This window comes from Streptomyces sp. NPDC050508 (genome assembly GCF_040655155.1).
Lineage (GTDB): Bacteria > Actinomycetota > Actinomycetes > Streptomycetales > Streptomycetaceae > Streptomyces.
Genome location: NZ_JBFAJJ010000001.1, coordinates 1039695 through 1054508 on the forward strand (window position 1 = coordinate 1039695; position 14814 = coordinate 1054508).

Sequence of the window (14814 nt, forward strand, 5' to 3'; positions counted from 1 at the left end):
GGAGGAGACGTGAGCGAGTCCGTGCCGCGCGTCGTCGAACTGTCCAGCCCCTTCACCCGGTTCGCCGGCCGACTGCTGGTCGGCCTCGGCCACGAGGTCGTGCTCGTCGAACCGCCGGAAGGCGACGAGACCCGACGCGAACTCGACGGCGACGCGTTCGTCCACTGGCACGCGGGGAAGCGGTCGATCGTTCCCGCCTCGCCCGAGGAACTGCGCACTCTGCTGACCACCGCCGATGTGCTGCTCGACGGAAGCCCGGCCGGCGCCGAGGCGATCACCGAGGGACTCGACGACCTCGTGCACGTCCGCGTCACCCCCTTCGGCCTGCTCGGCCCGCGCAGCGACTGGCAGGGCACCGACCTCGTCGTGGCCGCGCTGGGCGGGATGCTCGCCCAGGTCGGCGACCCCGACGGCCCGCCGCTACGGCTCCCGGAGCACCAGGCCGAGCAACTCGCCGGTGTCAACGCGGCCATCGCCGCCCTGCTCGGCCTCCGCGCCCGGCGCACCGGTCCGGGGCAGCTCGTCGACGTCTCCGCGCAGGCGTGCGTGGCGGCCGCCCTGGAGGCCGGAACCCTCGCCTATCTGCACGAGGACCGGGTGCCGCCGCGCCCCGGCAGCGTCCATCCCCTCGTCCCGCACGGGCTGTTCCGATCCGCCGACGGCTACTTGGGCGGCGGGCTCGGCGGCAGTCCGCGCATGTGGGACGCGCTGCTGGACTGGCTGTGCGAGGAGAGCGCCGCGGCCGATCTCGCCGAACTGCGCTGGCAGAACCCCGTCGAACGCAAGACGCACCAGGAGCACGTGTTCAAGGTGGTCCAGGACTTCGTGGGCACCTGGCCCAAGGCCGAGTTCGCGGAGCGCGCCCAGGCCAGGAAACTGCCCTGGGCCGCCGTCGACCTGCCCCACGAACTCCCCGACAACCCGCAGCTCGCGGCCCGCGGCTTCTTCACCCGGGTACGGACACCGGAGGGCGAGCGAACCGACCTCGGCTTCCCCTTCGCGTTCCCGGAAGGCCACCGGGTACGGGAGTTGGACGTCCCCGCTCTGGGCGCGGACCGGGACGTGCTGGCAGCACACCGTCCGCGGCCCGACCTCGCGAACACGCAGACCCCCGCTCACCCCGCCCTCCACGGCATCCGCGTCCTCGACCTGACCTGGGTCCTCGCCGGCCCGTACTGCACCAAGGTGCTGGCCGACCACGGCGCCGACGTGATCAAGGTCGAGTCCGCCCGCCGCCCCGACCCCACCCGCTTCGCCCCCTTCATGCACCTCTCCCGCGGCCCCCACACGGACCCGAACACCAACGGCTACTTCAACGAGGTCAACCGCAACAAACGCAGCATCGCGCTCGACACCCGGACCGACGACGGCGTCGCGGTGCTGCGCGACCTCATCGCCCACTGCGACGTCCTCGTGGAGAACTTCAGCTCCACGGTCATGCGCAAACTCGGCCTGGGCTACGAGGAGTTGCGTCGCGTCAACCCGGACCTCGTGTACGTCAGCATGTCCGGCATGGGACACACGGGACCGCGCAACGGCTGGGTGTCCTACGCCGACACGGTCTCGGCGAGCGCGGGCCTGACCGCACTGACCGGCTGGGGCCCGGACGACGTGGTCGGCGTGATCTACGGCCACGGCGACATCGTCGCGGGACTGCAGGCCGCCCTCGCCACGGTCGCCGCGCTGGAGCACCGCGCCGTCACCGGACGCGGACAGCACATCGACCTGTCCCAACTGGAGGCCATAGCCGCCCACATGGGGACCAGCCTCCTCCGAGGCCCGGAGGTGGTTCCCCGCGGCAACACCCACCCCAGCTGGAGCCCGCAGGGCGTCTACCGCTGCCTCGGTGCCGACCGCTGGCTGGCCGTCAGCGTGCGCGACGACACCGAGTGGGCCGCGCTGTGCGAGGTCATCGGCCGACCCGAACTCGCCACCGACGAGCGGACCTTGACGGCCGACGCGCGCAGGCATGCCACGGACCTGGTCGACGCCGTGCTGGGGGAGTGGACCCGCACGCTGCCCGCAGATGTCGCCGCCGAGGCGCTCCAGGCGCACGGCGTCCCGGCCGGAGCGGTCCAGGACGGCCGTGAACTCGTCGAGCACGACCCGCAGTTGAGAGCCCGCGGCTTCTATGTGTGCAAGGAGCATCCGGTCGCGGGCGCCTTCCTCCACGAGGGTGTGCCGATCCGCCTGACCCGCACGCCCGGCGGGATCCGTGCCGCCGCGCCCGTACTCGGCGCCGACACCGACGCCGTACTGGGGGAGGTGGCGGGGTTCTCGGCGGAGCGCATCCAACAGCTCCGGGAGGCCGGAGTGCTGCGGTGACCGACACCATCCCCGGCCTCCTCGACGCGGCGGCGGGGGAGTTCGGCGAACGGACCTTCCTGCGGGTGGGGGAGGTGACGCGGACGTACGCGGAGACCCGTACCGCCGCTGCCACGATGGCGGGAGCGCTCGCGGAGCGGGGCTGTCGACCTGGGGACCGCGTCGCCGTCATGGCCGGCAACCGGATCGAGTTCGTCGACCTCATCCTCGGCTGCGCCTGGCTGGGCGCGGTGCTGATTCCGCTCAACACCGGTCTGCGGGGCGGTGGGCTTCGAGAGGTGCTGCGTGTTGCGGATCCGCAATTCCTGCTGGTGGACGAGGAGTTCGCGGAACGGGTCGTAGGGGCCGGTTTCCAGGGGGAGTTGTGGATCGTCGGCGGGAACGGCGTACCGGCGCCGGGCACGATGCCCGCCGTGCCGTCGGCCCAAGTGCGCCCGGACGACACCGCCTTCGTGCTGTTCACCTCTGGCACCACGGGTACGGCGCGAGGCGTGCGCTGCCCGCACGCGCAGACCGTCTGGTGGGGCCGCACCGTCTCCGACTCGCTCCGCCTCGCCGCCGACGACGTGCTGTACACCTGCCTTCCGCTCTTCCACACCAACGCGCTGAACACCCTCGCGCACGCCATGGCTGTGGGCGCGAGTTGTGTGATCGGTGAGCGGTTCTCCGCCACGCGGTACTGGGAGCGGGTGGCGGAGGCCGGTGCGACCGCCGTCTATCTGTTGGGCGCGATGGTGCCGATGCTCCTGGCCCAGCCGCCGGGCCCAGCCGACCGTGCGCATCGGGCCTGGCGCGGGCTCTCCCCGGCCACTCCCGGCCCCGCGTGGGAGCCGTTTCGGGAGCGGTTCGGGGTCACGTTGGTGGACGGGTTCGGGTCGACGGAGACGAACCTGGTCATCGGGTCGACGCCCGAGGAGCAACGGCCCGGTTACCTCGGTACTGTGCGCGACGGCTTCTCCGCACGCGTGGTCGACGGCCGGCTTGATCCCGTTGCGGATGGCGTCGCCGGTGAGCTGGTGGTCCGTAGCGCACGCGAATTCGCCTTCTGCACCGGGTACTTGGGAGAGATCGAGCCCGGTGCCACCGCCTGGCGGCGCACCGGCGACCGGGTGGTCCGGGAAGCCGACGGGTGGTTCCGGTTCGTCGACCGGATCAAGGACGTGATCCGGCGGCGGGGCGAGAACGTGTCCTCGCAAGAGGTGGAGTCCGTCGTCCGCACGCACCCGGCGGTCGCCGACGCGGCGGCCTTCCCGGTGCCCTCGGAGCTGGCCGAGGACGAAGTCATGGTCGCGGTGGTGCCCGCGCTCGGACAGGCGCTGGATCCCGGTGACCTCGTACGGCACTGTGCGGACGAGTTGCCCCCCTTCGCGGTGCCCCGGTACATAGACACCGTCCGTGAGCTGCCGCTCACCGAGACCGGCAAAGTTCGCAAGGGCGTACTGCGGGAACGTGGGGTCACCGCCACCACCTGGGACCGTTCCACACCGCCCACCCCGGCACGACATCAAACTTGAACCGTTTGTTTTCTTGAATCACTAGTGTTTATGGCTGTAGGTTGAGCGTCATGACCGCATCCCAGCCACCGACCACCGCCGAGGAGCTGCGCGGTGCCGGCCTGCGGGTGACGGCAGCCCGCGTCGCGCTGTTGGAGACCGTCCGGCACGGCGACCACCTCGATGTCGAGGCGGTCGCGTCCGGGGTCCGTGACCGCGTAGGACACATATCGCTCCAGGCCGTCTACGACGCCCTCCACGCGCTGACCTCGGCAGGACTCATACGCCGTATCGAACCGGCAGGCAGCCCCGCCCGCTTCGAAGGACGCGTCGGCGACAACCACCACCACCTCATGTGCAGGTCGTGCGGTGTCGTCGCCGACGTCGACTGCGCGGTCGGCGAGGCACCCTGCCTGACCGCCGCCGACGACCAAGGCTTCTCGATCGACGAGGCCGAGGTCATCTACTGGGGCCTGTGCCCCGCCTGTACGGCAGCCCCCAGTTCCTGAGCCACGTGTTCCACCCAGTTCGGAAGGATTCCCATGTCTGAGAACCACGACGCAATCGTCACGGACGCGAAGTCGGAGGATGCCGGGGGCTGCCCCGTCGCGCACGGGCGCGCCGCGCACCCCACCCAGGGCGGCGGTAACCGTCAGTGGTGGCCGGAGCGCCTCAACCTGAAGATCCTCGCCAAGGACCCGGTGGTCGCGAACCCGCTCGGCGCGGACTTCGACTACGCCGAGGCGTTCGGTGCCCTTGACCTCGCGGCCGTCAAACAGGACATCGCCGAGGTACTGACCACCTCGCAGGACTGGTGGCCGGCCGACTTCGGCAACTACGGCCCGCTGATGATCCGCATGGCCTGGCACAGCGCCGGCACCTACCGCATCAGCGACGGCCGCGGCGGTGGCGGTCGCGGGCAGCAGCGCTTCGCGCCCCTGAACAGCTGGCCGGACAACGGCAACCTCGACAAGGCCCGCCGTCTGCTGTGGCCGGTCAAGAAGAAGTACGGCCAGTCCATCTCCTGGGCCGACCTCATGATCCTCACCGGCAACGTGGCGCTGGAGACGATGGGCTTCGAGACCTTCGGCTTCGCCGGTGGCCGCGCCGACGTCTGGGAGGCCGACGAGGACGTGTACTGGGGTCCCGAGACCACCTGGCTCGACGACCAGCGCTACACCGGCGACCGCGAGCTGGAGAACCCGCTCGGCGCCGTCCAGATGGGCCTCATCTACGTCAACCCCGAGGGCCCGAACGGCAACCCGGACCCGCTGGCCGCGGCCCGCGACATCCGCGAGACCTTCCGCCGGATGGCGATGAACGACGAGGAGACCGTCGCCCTCATCGCCGGTGGCCACACCTTCGGCAAGACCCACGGCGCGGGCCCGGCCGAGTCGGTCGGCGACGACCCCGAGGCCGCCCCGCTGGAGGCGCAGGGCCTGGGTTGGAAGTCCACCTACGGCACCGGCAAGGGCGGCGACGCGATCACCTCCGGCCTTGAGGTGACCTGGACCACCAAGCCCACCCAGTGGAGCAACGACTTCTTCGACATCCTTTTCGGCTACGAGTGGGAGCTCACCCAGAGCCCCGCCGGCGCCAACCAGTGGGTGGCCAAGGACGCCGAGGCGATCATCCCGGACGCCCACAGCGACGCCAAGAAGCTCCCGACGATGCTCACCACCGACCTCTCGCTGCGCTTCGACCCGATCTACGGCGAGATCTCGAAGCGCTTCCACGAGAACCCGGCCCAGTTCGCGGACGCCTTCGCCCGCGCCTGGTTCAAGCTGACCCACCGTGACCTGGGCCCGAAGTCCCTGTACCTCGGCCCGGAGGTCCCGTCCGAGACCCTGCTGTGGCAGGACCCGCTGCCGCAGGCCGAGGGCGAGACCATCGACGCCGCCGACGTCACGGCCCTCAAGGCGAAGATCCTCGCCTCGGACCTGACCGTCTCGCAGCTCGTGTCCACCGCGTGGGCGTCCGCCTCCACCCACCGGGGCAGCGACAAGCGCGGCGGCGCCAACGGTGCCCGCATCCGCCTGGAGCCGCAGCGCGGCTGGGAGGCCAACGACCCCGACCAGCTCGCTTCTGTGCTGCGGGTCCTCGAAGGCATCCAGCAGGAGTTCAACTCCGGCGCCAAGAAGGTCTCCCTGGCCGACCTGATCGTCCTCGGCGGTGCCGCCGCGGTCGAGAAGGCAGCCAAGGACGGCGGCGTCGACGTGGAGGTCCCCTTCACGCCGGGCCGTGTCGACGCGACCGAGGAGCACACCGACGTCGAGTCGTTCGCCGCGCTGGAGCCCGGCTCCGACGGCTTCCGCAACTACCTCGGCAAGGGCAACCGCCTTCCCGCCGAGTACCTGCTGCTCGACCGGGCCAACCTGCTCACGCTGAGCGCCCCCGAGCTGACCGTCCTCGTCGGCGGCCTGCGTGTCCTGGGCGCCAACCAGGGCCAGTCCACGCACGGTGTCCTCACCGACAAGGTCGGCACACTGACCAACGACTTCTTCGTGAACCTGCTCGACCTGGGCACCACGTGGTCGTCGACCTCCTCGGACCAGCAGACTTTCGAGGGCCGCGACGCCTCCGGCGCGGTCAAGTGGACCGGCACCCGTGCCGACCTCGTCTTCGGCTCCAACTCCGAGCTGCGCGCGCTCGCCGAGGTCTACGCGAGCGACGACGCGAAGGCGAAGTTCGTGAACGACTTCGTCGACGCGTGGGTCAAGGTCTCCAACCTGGACCGGTTCGACCTCGTCTGAGACTGAGTAGTTCTACGGCACCGCACCACTGACGTCCGGGTCGGCCCTCACGGGTCGGCCCGACGTTTCTCACCTTCTGAACTTGCGGCACAGGCGTGCACGTTCGTCACATAAGCTCCTCCGCATGAACGAGGGGGAGCCCGACAGACGGGTCGTCGACGGCCGCTTCGAGCTGGAGTCCCGGCTCGGCGGCGGTGGCATGGGCACGGTGTGGCGCGCCCAGGATCTGCTGCTGCACCGCTACGTCGCGGTCAAGGAGGTCCGGCCGCCGGACATCGACCTCGCCGAGTACGACCCCGCCGCGGCGGAGATGCTGCGCCAGCGGGTCCTGCGCGAGGCACGCGCCCTGGCCCGGGTCGAGCACCCGAACGTGGTGACGATCCATCACATCGTCGACGAGGGCGTGGGCACCTACCCCTGGCTCGTCATGGAACTCGTCCAAGGCGGCTCCCTCGCCGACCGGTTGGCCCGCGGACCGATGGCCCCCGCCGAGGCCGCCCAGCTCGGCCGCGGAGTGCTCGACGCCCTGAACGCGGCACACGAGGCGGGCGTCCAGCACCGCGACGTGAAACCCGCCAACGTCCTGCTGCGCACCGACGGCCGCCCCGTCCTCACCGACTTCGGCATCGCCGCCATCCGCGACGCCACCGCCCTCACCGCCACCGGCTCGATCATCGGCACCCCCGACTACATGGCCCCGGAGCGGGTCTCGGGCCAGAGCGGCGGTCCCGCCGCCGACCTGTGGTCGCTGGCGATGATGCTGTACGTCGCCGTCGAGGGCCACCATCCGCTGCAGCGCGGTACGACGCTGGCCACGCTGGCCGCCGTACTCCAGGAGGACGTCCCGCCACCGGTGCGGGCCGGATCACTGACGCCGGTGCTGTCCTGCGTCCTGGTCCGCGATCCCGAGGCGCGGCCGGACGCCGGGACGGTCGGCCGAATGCTGGCCGCCGCCGCGGCACAGCCCCAGGACCGCCGCCCTGAGACCACCTCGTACCGGCTCGCACCTCCGGTGCCGCCGTCACTGCCAACCACCGACGGTATGTCGGGGACGAGTCGGCGGCGCCCGGCGAAGCGGAACCGGGGCGTCACGGTCGCCTCCAGCGTCGTGGGCGTACTGCTCATCGGCACGCTCGCCTGGAAGGTGTTGCCGGACGGCAACAGCAAGAACGACACGAGTACGTCTCCAGGTGCCACAGCCGCCGGACAGACGCAGCAGACCACGCCCACCGTCTCGGCGAGCCGGAGCAGCGCCGCCGTGAAGACGCAGGACATGCTCACCCCGTCCGGCATCCGGACCGCGATCAAGGCCTTCAAGGAGAAGACGGGCAGCGACCGCTTCGCCGACTTCTCCGTCTACCCGGGGTACGTCATCGCGGATGTGATGGTGAAAGGCAGCAACACCAAGTACGTCAGCTACACCTACCGCTCCGGTACCGGTTTCGACGAGGGGTTCGACGACAAGGGCACGGTGATAGACGGAGACAAGCCGGTGAAGCTGGACGACTTCAACTGGGACGCCGTTCCCGCGTTGCTGACGCGCGCGAAGAAGGACCTGAAGGTCGAGAAACCGACGAGCCGTTACCTGCTGCTCCGGCTGCCGAGCACCAACGGCGGCGACACCCCGGCGGGCATGGCGATCTATCTGAGCGACGACTACGGCTCCGACGGTTTTCTGGAGGCCAGCACCCAGGGCACCGTGACCAGGGTGGAGCCGGCCGACGGGTAGGTTCGGCGCGTGCCCACCTTGCTGATCGTCCATCACACCCCCTCGCCCAACTGCCAGGCGATGTTCGAAGCCGTCGTCTCCGGAGCGACGACACCGGAGATCGAGGACGTGCGGGTCGTACGGCGAGCCGCCCTGTCTGCGACCGCGTCGGACGTGCTGGCCGCCGACGGCTATCTCCTGGGCACGCCCGCGAATCTCGGGTACATGTCCGGCGCGCTCAAGCACTTCTTCGACCAGATCTACTACCCCTGCCTGGACGAGACCCGCGGCAGGCCCTTCGGCTACTACATGCACGGCGGGAACGACGTGACGGGAGCCGTGCGCGGCATTGAGTCGATCACGACCGGGCTGGGCTGGCGACGCGCGGCGGACCCGGTGACGCTGACCGGCGAGCCGGACAGGACAGGCGTCGAGGCGTGCTGGGAACTCGGGGCGACGGTCGCCGCCGGTCTGACGGCCTGAGCGGGGGCCGCCACCCGTTCGGACGCCGAAGAGTGTCGTGACCCCCCGACGCACCCTCAGCGTGGAGGGACATGCCTCTCCGAGTGACAGGAGTTCTTCATGAGGAAGCGTCTGACGGCCGTGGTGGGTCTGGCGGGTGCGGCTTTGCTGCTGTGTGCCGGTACGGCGAGCGCGGACCCCGACCCGGTCGGGACCGCCAGCGACAGCCCGGGCGTGCTCTCCGGAAACGTCGTCCAGGTGCCGATCGACCTGGACCTCAACGTGTGCGGCAACTCGATCGACGTCATCGGTCTCCTCAACCCCGCGCTGGGCAACCACTGCGAGGGCTGACGGGCCGTATCGTGAACGAGTCGTGGGCCCCGCGCCCGCGGCTCGTTCCGCGTGTCAGGGGACCTCGGTCAGGTGGTGCAGGGGAGTGCCGTGTGCCCAGAGCCGCAGGCGCGGACCGTCGATGAGCTGGATGCCGCCCTGACGGCGCGCCCACTGCACGTCACGTCGGCTGAAGGTCCCCCGGTGGACGACGAGCCGGAGATGCGGCCCGGAGCTGACCGGGCGTACGGACCGCGTCGGAGCCTCCTCACCGGGCAGCGGTTCGGCCACCGGCCGGAAGGCCACCTCCAGGCGGCGGCCGAGACGGTCGCGCGCACGGACCCGCGGCAGGCCCTGCGCGTCGGGCCGGGCCAGCGCCCGCCAGCCGTCCCGGCGCAGCATCCGGGACACGGCCAGGGCGAGCCCCTCCACATCCAGATCGGCGATCTCCTCGGGCGTGTAGTAGCCCAGGCGGCGGCGGGCCAGCGGCCGGTTGTGCCGGACCACGGCCGCCGTGACCAGGGAGAGCAGCGCCAGGCCGCCGGCGAGCGCGCCAGTGCCGAGGACGCGGTACGCCTCGGCGAGACCGGCCACGATCCCGCACACGGCGAGGGCGACGAGGACCAGGGCGGGCAGCACCTCGTGCAGTCCGGGGCCGTAGCGTCCCTGGGCGCGCAGCGCACGGATCGTCTCGCGCCGCCGCGAACGGCGCGACGCACGCTTCTGGTGCCTCCGTAGCCTCTGCGTCAACAGGGCCAACTCCCCCCACCCCCAAGCGCGTTGGCGCCTGCGGTAGGGATACCCGCCGGAGGCGGTCCACGTGCGCGCGGGCGGGAACCGGCCACCAAACCGGCCGAACTGTTTCGGAGGGGGGCCTGACTCAGCGGGCGCCGAACTCGATCCTGCCGACCTCTGGCCCCGGTGACTTACCGACCGGTATACAAGGCCAGTTGAAGGAGAGACGACCGCATCGGGCCCGTCCCGTCGCGCCGTCTCCGACCTGGGGGAGGAACCTCATGAAGCGTGAGACGCATCCGGCCACGACGGTGCACCACCGCAGCAGGGCCGTGGCGGTCGCCGCGGCGGTCAGCGGCTGCGCCCTCGTCGTCGGGTCCGCGACACCCGCCGCGGCGCACGACTCGGGCCACGGCCACGGTCGCACCACGCAGTACGTGGCGCTCGGCGACTCCTACACCTCGGGTCCGTACATACCGACCCAGGTCGACGCCAACTGCGCCCGCTCCGACCACAATTACCCCTCGCTCGTGGCGGCGGACCAAAGAGGGACCGTGCTCAAGGACGTGAGCTGCAGCGGGGCGACCACCGAGGAGATGTGGAAGGCGCAGGGCACCAACGGCCCCCAACTCGACGCCGTACAACGGAACACGGACCTCGTGACCCTCCAGATCGGCGGCAACGACATCGGGTTCAGCACCATCATCGGCACCTGCGCCAAGCTCAGCGCCACGGACCTGACGGGCAACCCGTGCCAGAGCTACTACAACTCCACCGGCGTCGACCAGTTGGCGCTGGCCGTCCTCAACACCGCGCCGAAGGTGACCAAGGTGCTGCGGGCGATCCACAAGCAGGCACCGCACGCGCGCGTGGTCGTCGTCGGCTACCCGGACCTCCTGCCCGACGACGGCAGCGGCTGCTACCCCCAGGTGCCGTTCGCCGCCAAGGACTTCCCCTATCTGCGGGACACCGGCAAGCGCCTCAACCTGATGCTGCGTGTGGTGGCCGCGCTCAACGGCGCGGAGTACGTGGACACTTACGGCCCGACCGTCGGCCACGACATGTGCAAGGCGCCCGCCGACCGCTGGATAGAGCCGCTGCAGCCCGCCTCCCCGGCGGCCCCGGCGCATCCCAACGCGAAGGGCGAGGCGGCCATGGCGGGCGCGGTGCTGAAGACACTGGACCGGCGCCACCGGTACTGACGGACAGCGGCGGCCCGGGTTTTCCACAGGCGGAGGGGGTGTACTCGCTAAACGCGCCCCTGACGAGGAAAGATGGGGCCGTACGCGAAGTCGGTCGATACGGAGGAGCGGGCACCATGCCACACGAGCGAGCGGGCGAACAGGCCCGCGCAGAGGATCTCGTAGACGTAGCCCGTCTGGTCACCGCGTACTACGCGCTGCACCCGGACCCCGCCGAGCCGGGGCAGCGCGTCGCGTTCGGCACCTCCGGGCACCGGGGCTCGTCCCTGGCGACCGCGTTCAACGAGGACCACATCGCCGCCACCAGCCAGGCCATCTGCGAGTACCGGGCCGACCAGGGCACCGACGGGCCCCTCTTCCTCGGGGCCGACACCCACGCGCTGTCCGAGCCCGCGAAGGTCACCGCCCTGGAGGTGTTCGCCGCCAACGAGGTCACCGTCCTCATCGACAGTGCCGACGGCTACACACCCACCCCGGCGGTGTCCCACGCCATCCTCGCCCACAACCGCGGCCGGACCTCGGCCCTCGCGGACGGCGTCGTGGTCACCCCGTCCCACAACCCGCCCGCCGACGGCGGCTTCAAGTACAACCCGCCGAACGGCGGCCCGGCCGGCTCCGAGGCCACCTCCTGGATCCAGGACCGCGCCAACGACATCATCGCCGGCGGCATGAAGGACGTCCGCCGCATCCCGTACACCCGCGCGCTCGCCGCGCCCGGCACGGGCCGCTACGACTTCCTCGGCACGTACGTCGCCGATCTGCCGAGCGTCCTCGACCTGGACGCGATCCGGTCGGCCGGTGTGCGGATCGGCGCCGACCCGCTGGGCGGGGCGTCAGTCGCCTACTGGGGCCGGATCGCCGACGAGCACCGGCTCGACCTGACCGTGGTCAACCCGCTCACGGACCCGACCTGGCGGTTCATGACGCTGGACTGGGACGGCAAGATCCGCATGGACTGCTCGTCGCCGTACGCGATGGCGTCGCTGATCGCCCAGCGCGACCGGTTCGACATCGCCACCGGCAACGACGCCGACTCCGACCGGCACGGCATCGTCACCCCGGACGCGGGCCTGATGAACCCCAACCACTACCTGGCCGCCGCCATCGCCTACCTCTACGCCCACCGCGAGCAGTGGCCCGCCGACGCGGGCGTGGGCAAGACCCTGGTGTCCTCCTCGATGATCGACCGGGTCGCCGCCGACCTCGGACGTCGGCTCGTCGAGGTGCCCGTCGGCTTCAAGTGGTTCGTGGACGGACTGGTCGACGGCTCGCTCGGCTTCGGCGGCGAGGAGTCGGCCGGCGCGTCCTTCCTGCGCCGGGACGGCTCCGTGTGGACCACCGACAAGGACGGCATCATCCTGGCGCTGCTCGCCAGCGAGATCACGGCGGTCACCGGAAAGACGCCGTCCCAGCACTACGCGGCCCTCACGGACCGCTTCGGCTCGCCTGCCTACGCCCGGATCGACGCCCCGGCGTCCCGCGAGGAGAAGGCACTGCTCGCCAAGCTCTCGCCCGCACAGGTCACCGCCGACAGCCTGGCCGGTGAGCCCGTCACCGGCGTCCTCACCGAGGCGCCGGGCAACGGCGCGGCCCTCGGCGGCATCAAGGTGACGACCGCCAACGCCTGGTTCGCGGCGCGGCCCTCCGGCACCGAGGATGTTTACAAGATCTACGCCGAGTCCTTCCTCGGCGCCGACCACCTCGGTCAGGTGCAGGAGGAGGCGAAGGCCGTGGTCGGGGCGGCGCTGGGTGGCTGACCCGGACTGTCGGCCGTGGTGCGGGCTGCCGTAGGAATGAATGGTGTGGCAGCCGGTGTTGGGGCGACACGTGAGTCACGACGCAAGGTGGAAGTGAACCCCGTATGTCCTTCGAAACGACCGACTACACGGGGCAGACCACGTGCGGCGACGAAGCCCGTACCCCGCTGCGTGACTTCCTGCGGACCGAGACCGGAAGCGCCGCCGTCCTGGTGGCGGCGGCGCTGGTCGCACTCGTCTGGGCCAACGCGACACCGTCGGTGTACGAGTCGTTCTGGCACACCCACCTCTCTGTCCGGCTCGGCTCGCACGGGGTCTCCCTCGATCTGCGCGAGTGGGTCAACAGCGGGCTGATGACGCTGTTCTTCCTCGTCGTCGGCCTGGAGGCTCGCCGCGAGTTCGACATGGGTGAGCTGCGCGAACGCAGGCGGCTGGCGCTGCCGATGGTCGCGGGCGCCAGCGGCATGCTCGTGCCGATCGCCATCTACCTGGCGATCAACAGCGGGCACGGGACGGCGAACGGCTGGGGCGCCGTGATGTCGACCGACACGGCGTTCGCGCTGGGCATGCTCGCCGTCGTGGGCCGCCACATGCCGCCCGGGCTGCGCGTCTTCCTCCTCACCATCACTGTCGTCGACGACTTCCTGGCGCTCGTGGTCATCGCCGTCTTCTACAGCGACCACATCGCCGTACCGGCACTCCTGGTCGCGGTGGGCACGTTCGGCGTGATCATGCTGCTGCGGCGGTTCAGGGTGCGCCGGGGCCCGGTGTACGCGGTGCTCGGAGTCGTCGGCTGGGTCGCTCTGCTCGAATCGGGAGTGGATCCCGTCGTGATCGGCCTCGCCATGGGGCTGATGACGTACGCCTATCCGGCGGGGCGCGACGACCTGGAACGCGCGACCGGTCTGTTCCGGCTGTTCCGCGAGCAGCCCACTCCCGAGCTGGAACGCGACGTACGGGCCGGCATCGCCGCGTCGATCTCGCCGAACGACCGGCTCCAGCGCATGTACCACCCGTGGGCGAGCTATGTCGTGGTCCCGCTGTTCGCGCTGGCCAACGCCGGTCTGCAGATCAGCGGGCACCAGCTGGCCAGGGCCTTCACCTCACCCGTCGCGCTGGGCATTCTCATCGGCTACGTGGTCGGCAAGCCGCTCGGCATCGTCTCCTCGACGGCGCTGACCAGCGTCCTGTCCCGCGGCCGGATCCGGCCTCCCGTCGGCTGGGGCGCCGTGACCGCGGGCGGCACGCTGGCCGGCGTCGGCTTCACGGTCTCGCTGCTGATCGCGACCCTCGCCTTCGACGGGACGACCCTGGAGGACGCGAAGACGGGCATCCTCAGCGCTGTGATCTGCTCGTTCCTGGTCGGCCGACTGGTGACCGGGGTGATCGGACTGCTGCCGCCACAGGTCCGGCCGAGGGTCCTGTTCGGCAGGGCGGAGACCATCGTCGACCTGTCCGTCCCCGTCGACCCGGACCGCGACCACCTGCGCGGACCGCGGCACGCACCGGTGACCGTCGTGGAGTACGGCGACTACGAGTGCCCGTTCTGCGGGCAGGCCGAGCCGGTCGTCCGCGAACTGCTCGGCTCCTTCGGTGACGAGGTGCGGTACGTGTGGCGACACCTCCCGCTCACCGACGTCCACCCGCACGCCCAGCTCGCCGCCGAGGCCTCGGAGGCCGCCGCGCTGCAGGGCGGCTACTGGGAGATGCACGACCTGCTGCTCAGCCACCAGGGCGCCCTGCGCCTCAACGACCTGCGGGACTATGCCGAACAGATCGGCCTGGACACCGCCCGTTTCACGCGCGACATGCGGGCCCACGCGGGGGCGGGCCATGTCGCCGAGGACGTCGAGTCGGCCGACCTCAGCGGGGTCGCGGGCACGCCGACCTTCTTCGTGAACGGTCGTAGACACCATGGCGCCTACGACATCGAGGGCCTCTCCCAGGCCGTACGGGCGGCCCGTGAGCGGGCCGCCGTGGCGGCCTAGACGGCGGGAATGGACCGGCGGGTGCCGGTGTTGAGACGCATGTAGCTGACATGCTCGGGAC

Annotated in this window: 11 protein-coding genes; 10 read left to right on the top strand and 1 reads right to left on the bottom strand. The window is 70.9% G+C overall.

Annotated features, from left to right (window positions below):
- Nucleotides 1-9: 9 nt before the first annotated feature.
- The 7 genes from AB0I69_RS04695 to AB0I69_RS04725 all read left to right on the top strand — a co-directional run bounded on the left by AB0I69_RS04695 (nucleotide 10) and on the right by AB0I69_RS04725 (nucleotide 9092).
- The gene (locus tag AB0I69_RS04695; RefSeq protein WP_363094059.1) at nucleotides 10-2325 is read left to right on the top strand and encodes a CoA transferase; all 2316 of its coding nucleotides are present in this window, start codon (nucleotides 10-12) and stop codon (nucleotides 2323-2325) included.
- Nucleotides 2322-3839 (top strand): AMP-binding protein, encoded by a 1518-nt coding sequence (locus tag AB0I69_RS04700; protein WP_363094061.1) that lies wholly within the window; start codon nucleotides 2322-2324, stop codon nucleotides 3837-3839. The genes AB0I69_RS04695 and AB0I69_RS04700 overlap by 4 nt, the downstream gene beginning before the upstream one ends.
- A 50-nt stretch (nucleotides 3840-3889) precedes the next feature.
- Nucleotides 3890-4327, top strand: coding sequence for a Fur family transcriptional regulator (locus AB0I69_RS04705; protein ID WP_363094062.1), 438 nt, complete (start codon nucleotides 3890-3892; stop codon nucleotides 4325-4327).
- 33 nt (nucleotides 4328-4360) lie between these two features.
- Complete coding sequence (gene katG, locus AB0I69_RS04710) at nucleotides 4361-6571, top strand: catalase/peroxidase HPI (RefSeq protein ID WP_363094063.1); 2211 nt, start codon at nucleotides 4361-4363, stop codon at nucleotides 6569-6571.
- Between the two features lie 124 nt (nucleotides 6572-6695).
- Nucleotides 6696-8300: a serine/threonine-protein kinase gene (locus AB0I69_RS04715; RefSeq protein ID WP_363094064.1), complete on the top strand. Its 1605-nt coding sequence runs from the start codon at nucleotides 6696-6698 to the stop codon at nucleotides 8298-8300.
- 9 nt (nucleotides 8301-8309) lie between these two features.
- A complete protein-coding gene (locus tag AB0I69_RS04720) occupies nucleotides 8310-8762 on the top strand; it encodes a flavodoxin family protein (RefSeq protein WP_363094065.1) in 453 nt (150 codons plus the stop codon).
- Between the two features lie 99 nt (nucleotides 8763-8861).
- Entirely contained in the window at nucleotides 8862-9092 is a 231-nt protein-coding gene (locus AB0I69_RS04725) for a chaplin (protein ID WP_363094066.1), read from the top strand.
- 54 nt (nucleotides 9093-9146) lie between these two features.
- On the opposite strand, the gene AB0I69_RS04730 is transcribed toward AB0I69_RS04725, so the two are convergent.
- A complete protein-coding gene (locus AB0I69_RS04730; protein WP_363094067.1) occupies nucleotides 9147-9821 on the bottom strand; it encodes a hypothetical protein in 675 nt (224 codons plus the stop codon).
- A gap of 266 nt (nucleotides 9822-10087) precedes the next feature.
- On the opposite strand from AB0I69_RS04730, the gene AB0I69_RS04735 reads away from it, so the two are divergent.
- The 3 genes from AB0I69_RS04735 to nhaA all read left to right on the top strand — a co-directional run bounded on the left by AB0I69_RS04735 (nucleotide 10088) and on the right by nhaA (nucleotide 14753).
- Complete coding sequence (locus AB0I69_RS04735) at nucleotides 10088-11008, top strand: SGNH/GDSL hydrolase family protein (RefSeq protein ID WP_363094068.1); 921 nt, start codon at nucleotides 10088-10090, stop codon at nucleotides 11006-11008.
- Nucleotides 11009-11124: 116 nt separating this feature from the next.
- On the top strand, nucleotides 11125-12765 hold the full coding sequence (gene pgm / locus AB0I69_RS04740; RefSeq protein ID WP_363094069.1) for a phosphoglucomutase (alpha-D-glucose-1,6-bisphosphate-dependent): 1641 nt from the start codon (nucleotides 11125-11127) through the stop codon (nucleotides 12763-12765).
- A 104-nt stretch (nucleotides 12766-12869) separates the two neighbouring features.
- Nucleotides 12870-14753 carry a Na+/H+ antiporter NhaA gene (nhaA, locus tag AB0I69_RS04745; protein WP_363094070.1) on the top strand — a complete coding sequence of 628 codons (1884 nt, stop codon included), beginning with the start codon at nucleotides 12870-12872 and terminating at the stop codon, nucleotides 14751-14753.
- The last annotated feature ends 61 nt before the right edge of the window (nucleotides 14754-14814 follow it).

Bases quoted from the DNA above. Each gene is read 5' to 3' on its own strand.
- AB0I69_RS04725 (WP_363094066.1), top strand. From the start codon at position 8,862: ATGAGGAAGCGTCTGACGGCCGTGGTGGGTCTGGCGGGTGCGGCTTTG.
- nhaA (WP_363094070.1), top strand. From the start codon at position 12,870: ATGTCCTTCGAAACGACCGACTACACGGGGCAGACCACGTGCGGCGAC.
- AB0I69_RS04715 (WP_363094064.1), top strand. From the start codon at position 6,696: ATGAACGAGGGGGAGCCCGACAGACGGGTCGTCGACGGCCGCTTCGAG.
- AB0I69_RS04705 (WP_363094062.1), top strand. From the start codon at position 3,890: ATGACCGCATCCCAGCCACCGACCACCGCCGAGGAGCTGCGCGGTGCC.
- AB0I69_RS04735 (WP_363094068.1), top strand. From the start codon at position 10,088: ATGAAGCGTGAGACGCATCCGGCCACGACGGTGCACCACCGCAGCAGG.
- pgm (WP_363094069.1), top strand. From the start codon at position 11,125: ATGCCACACGAGCGAGCGGGCGAACAGGCCCGCGCAGAGGATCTCGTA.
- katG (WP_363094063.1), top strand. From the start codon at position 4,361: ATGTCTGAGAACCACGACGCAATCGTCACGGACGCGAAGTCGGAGGAT.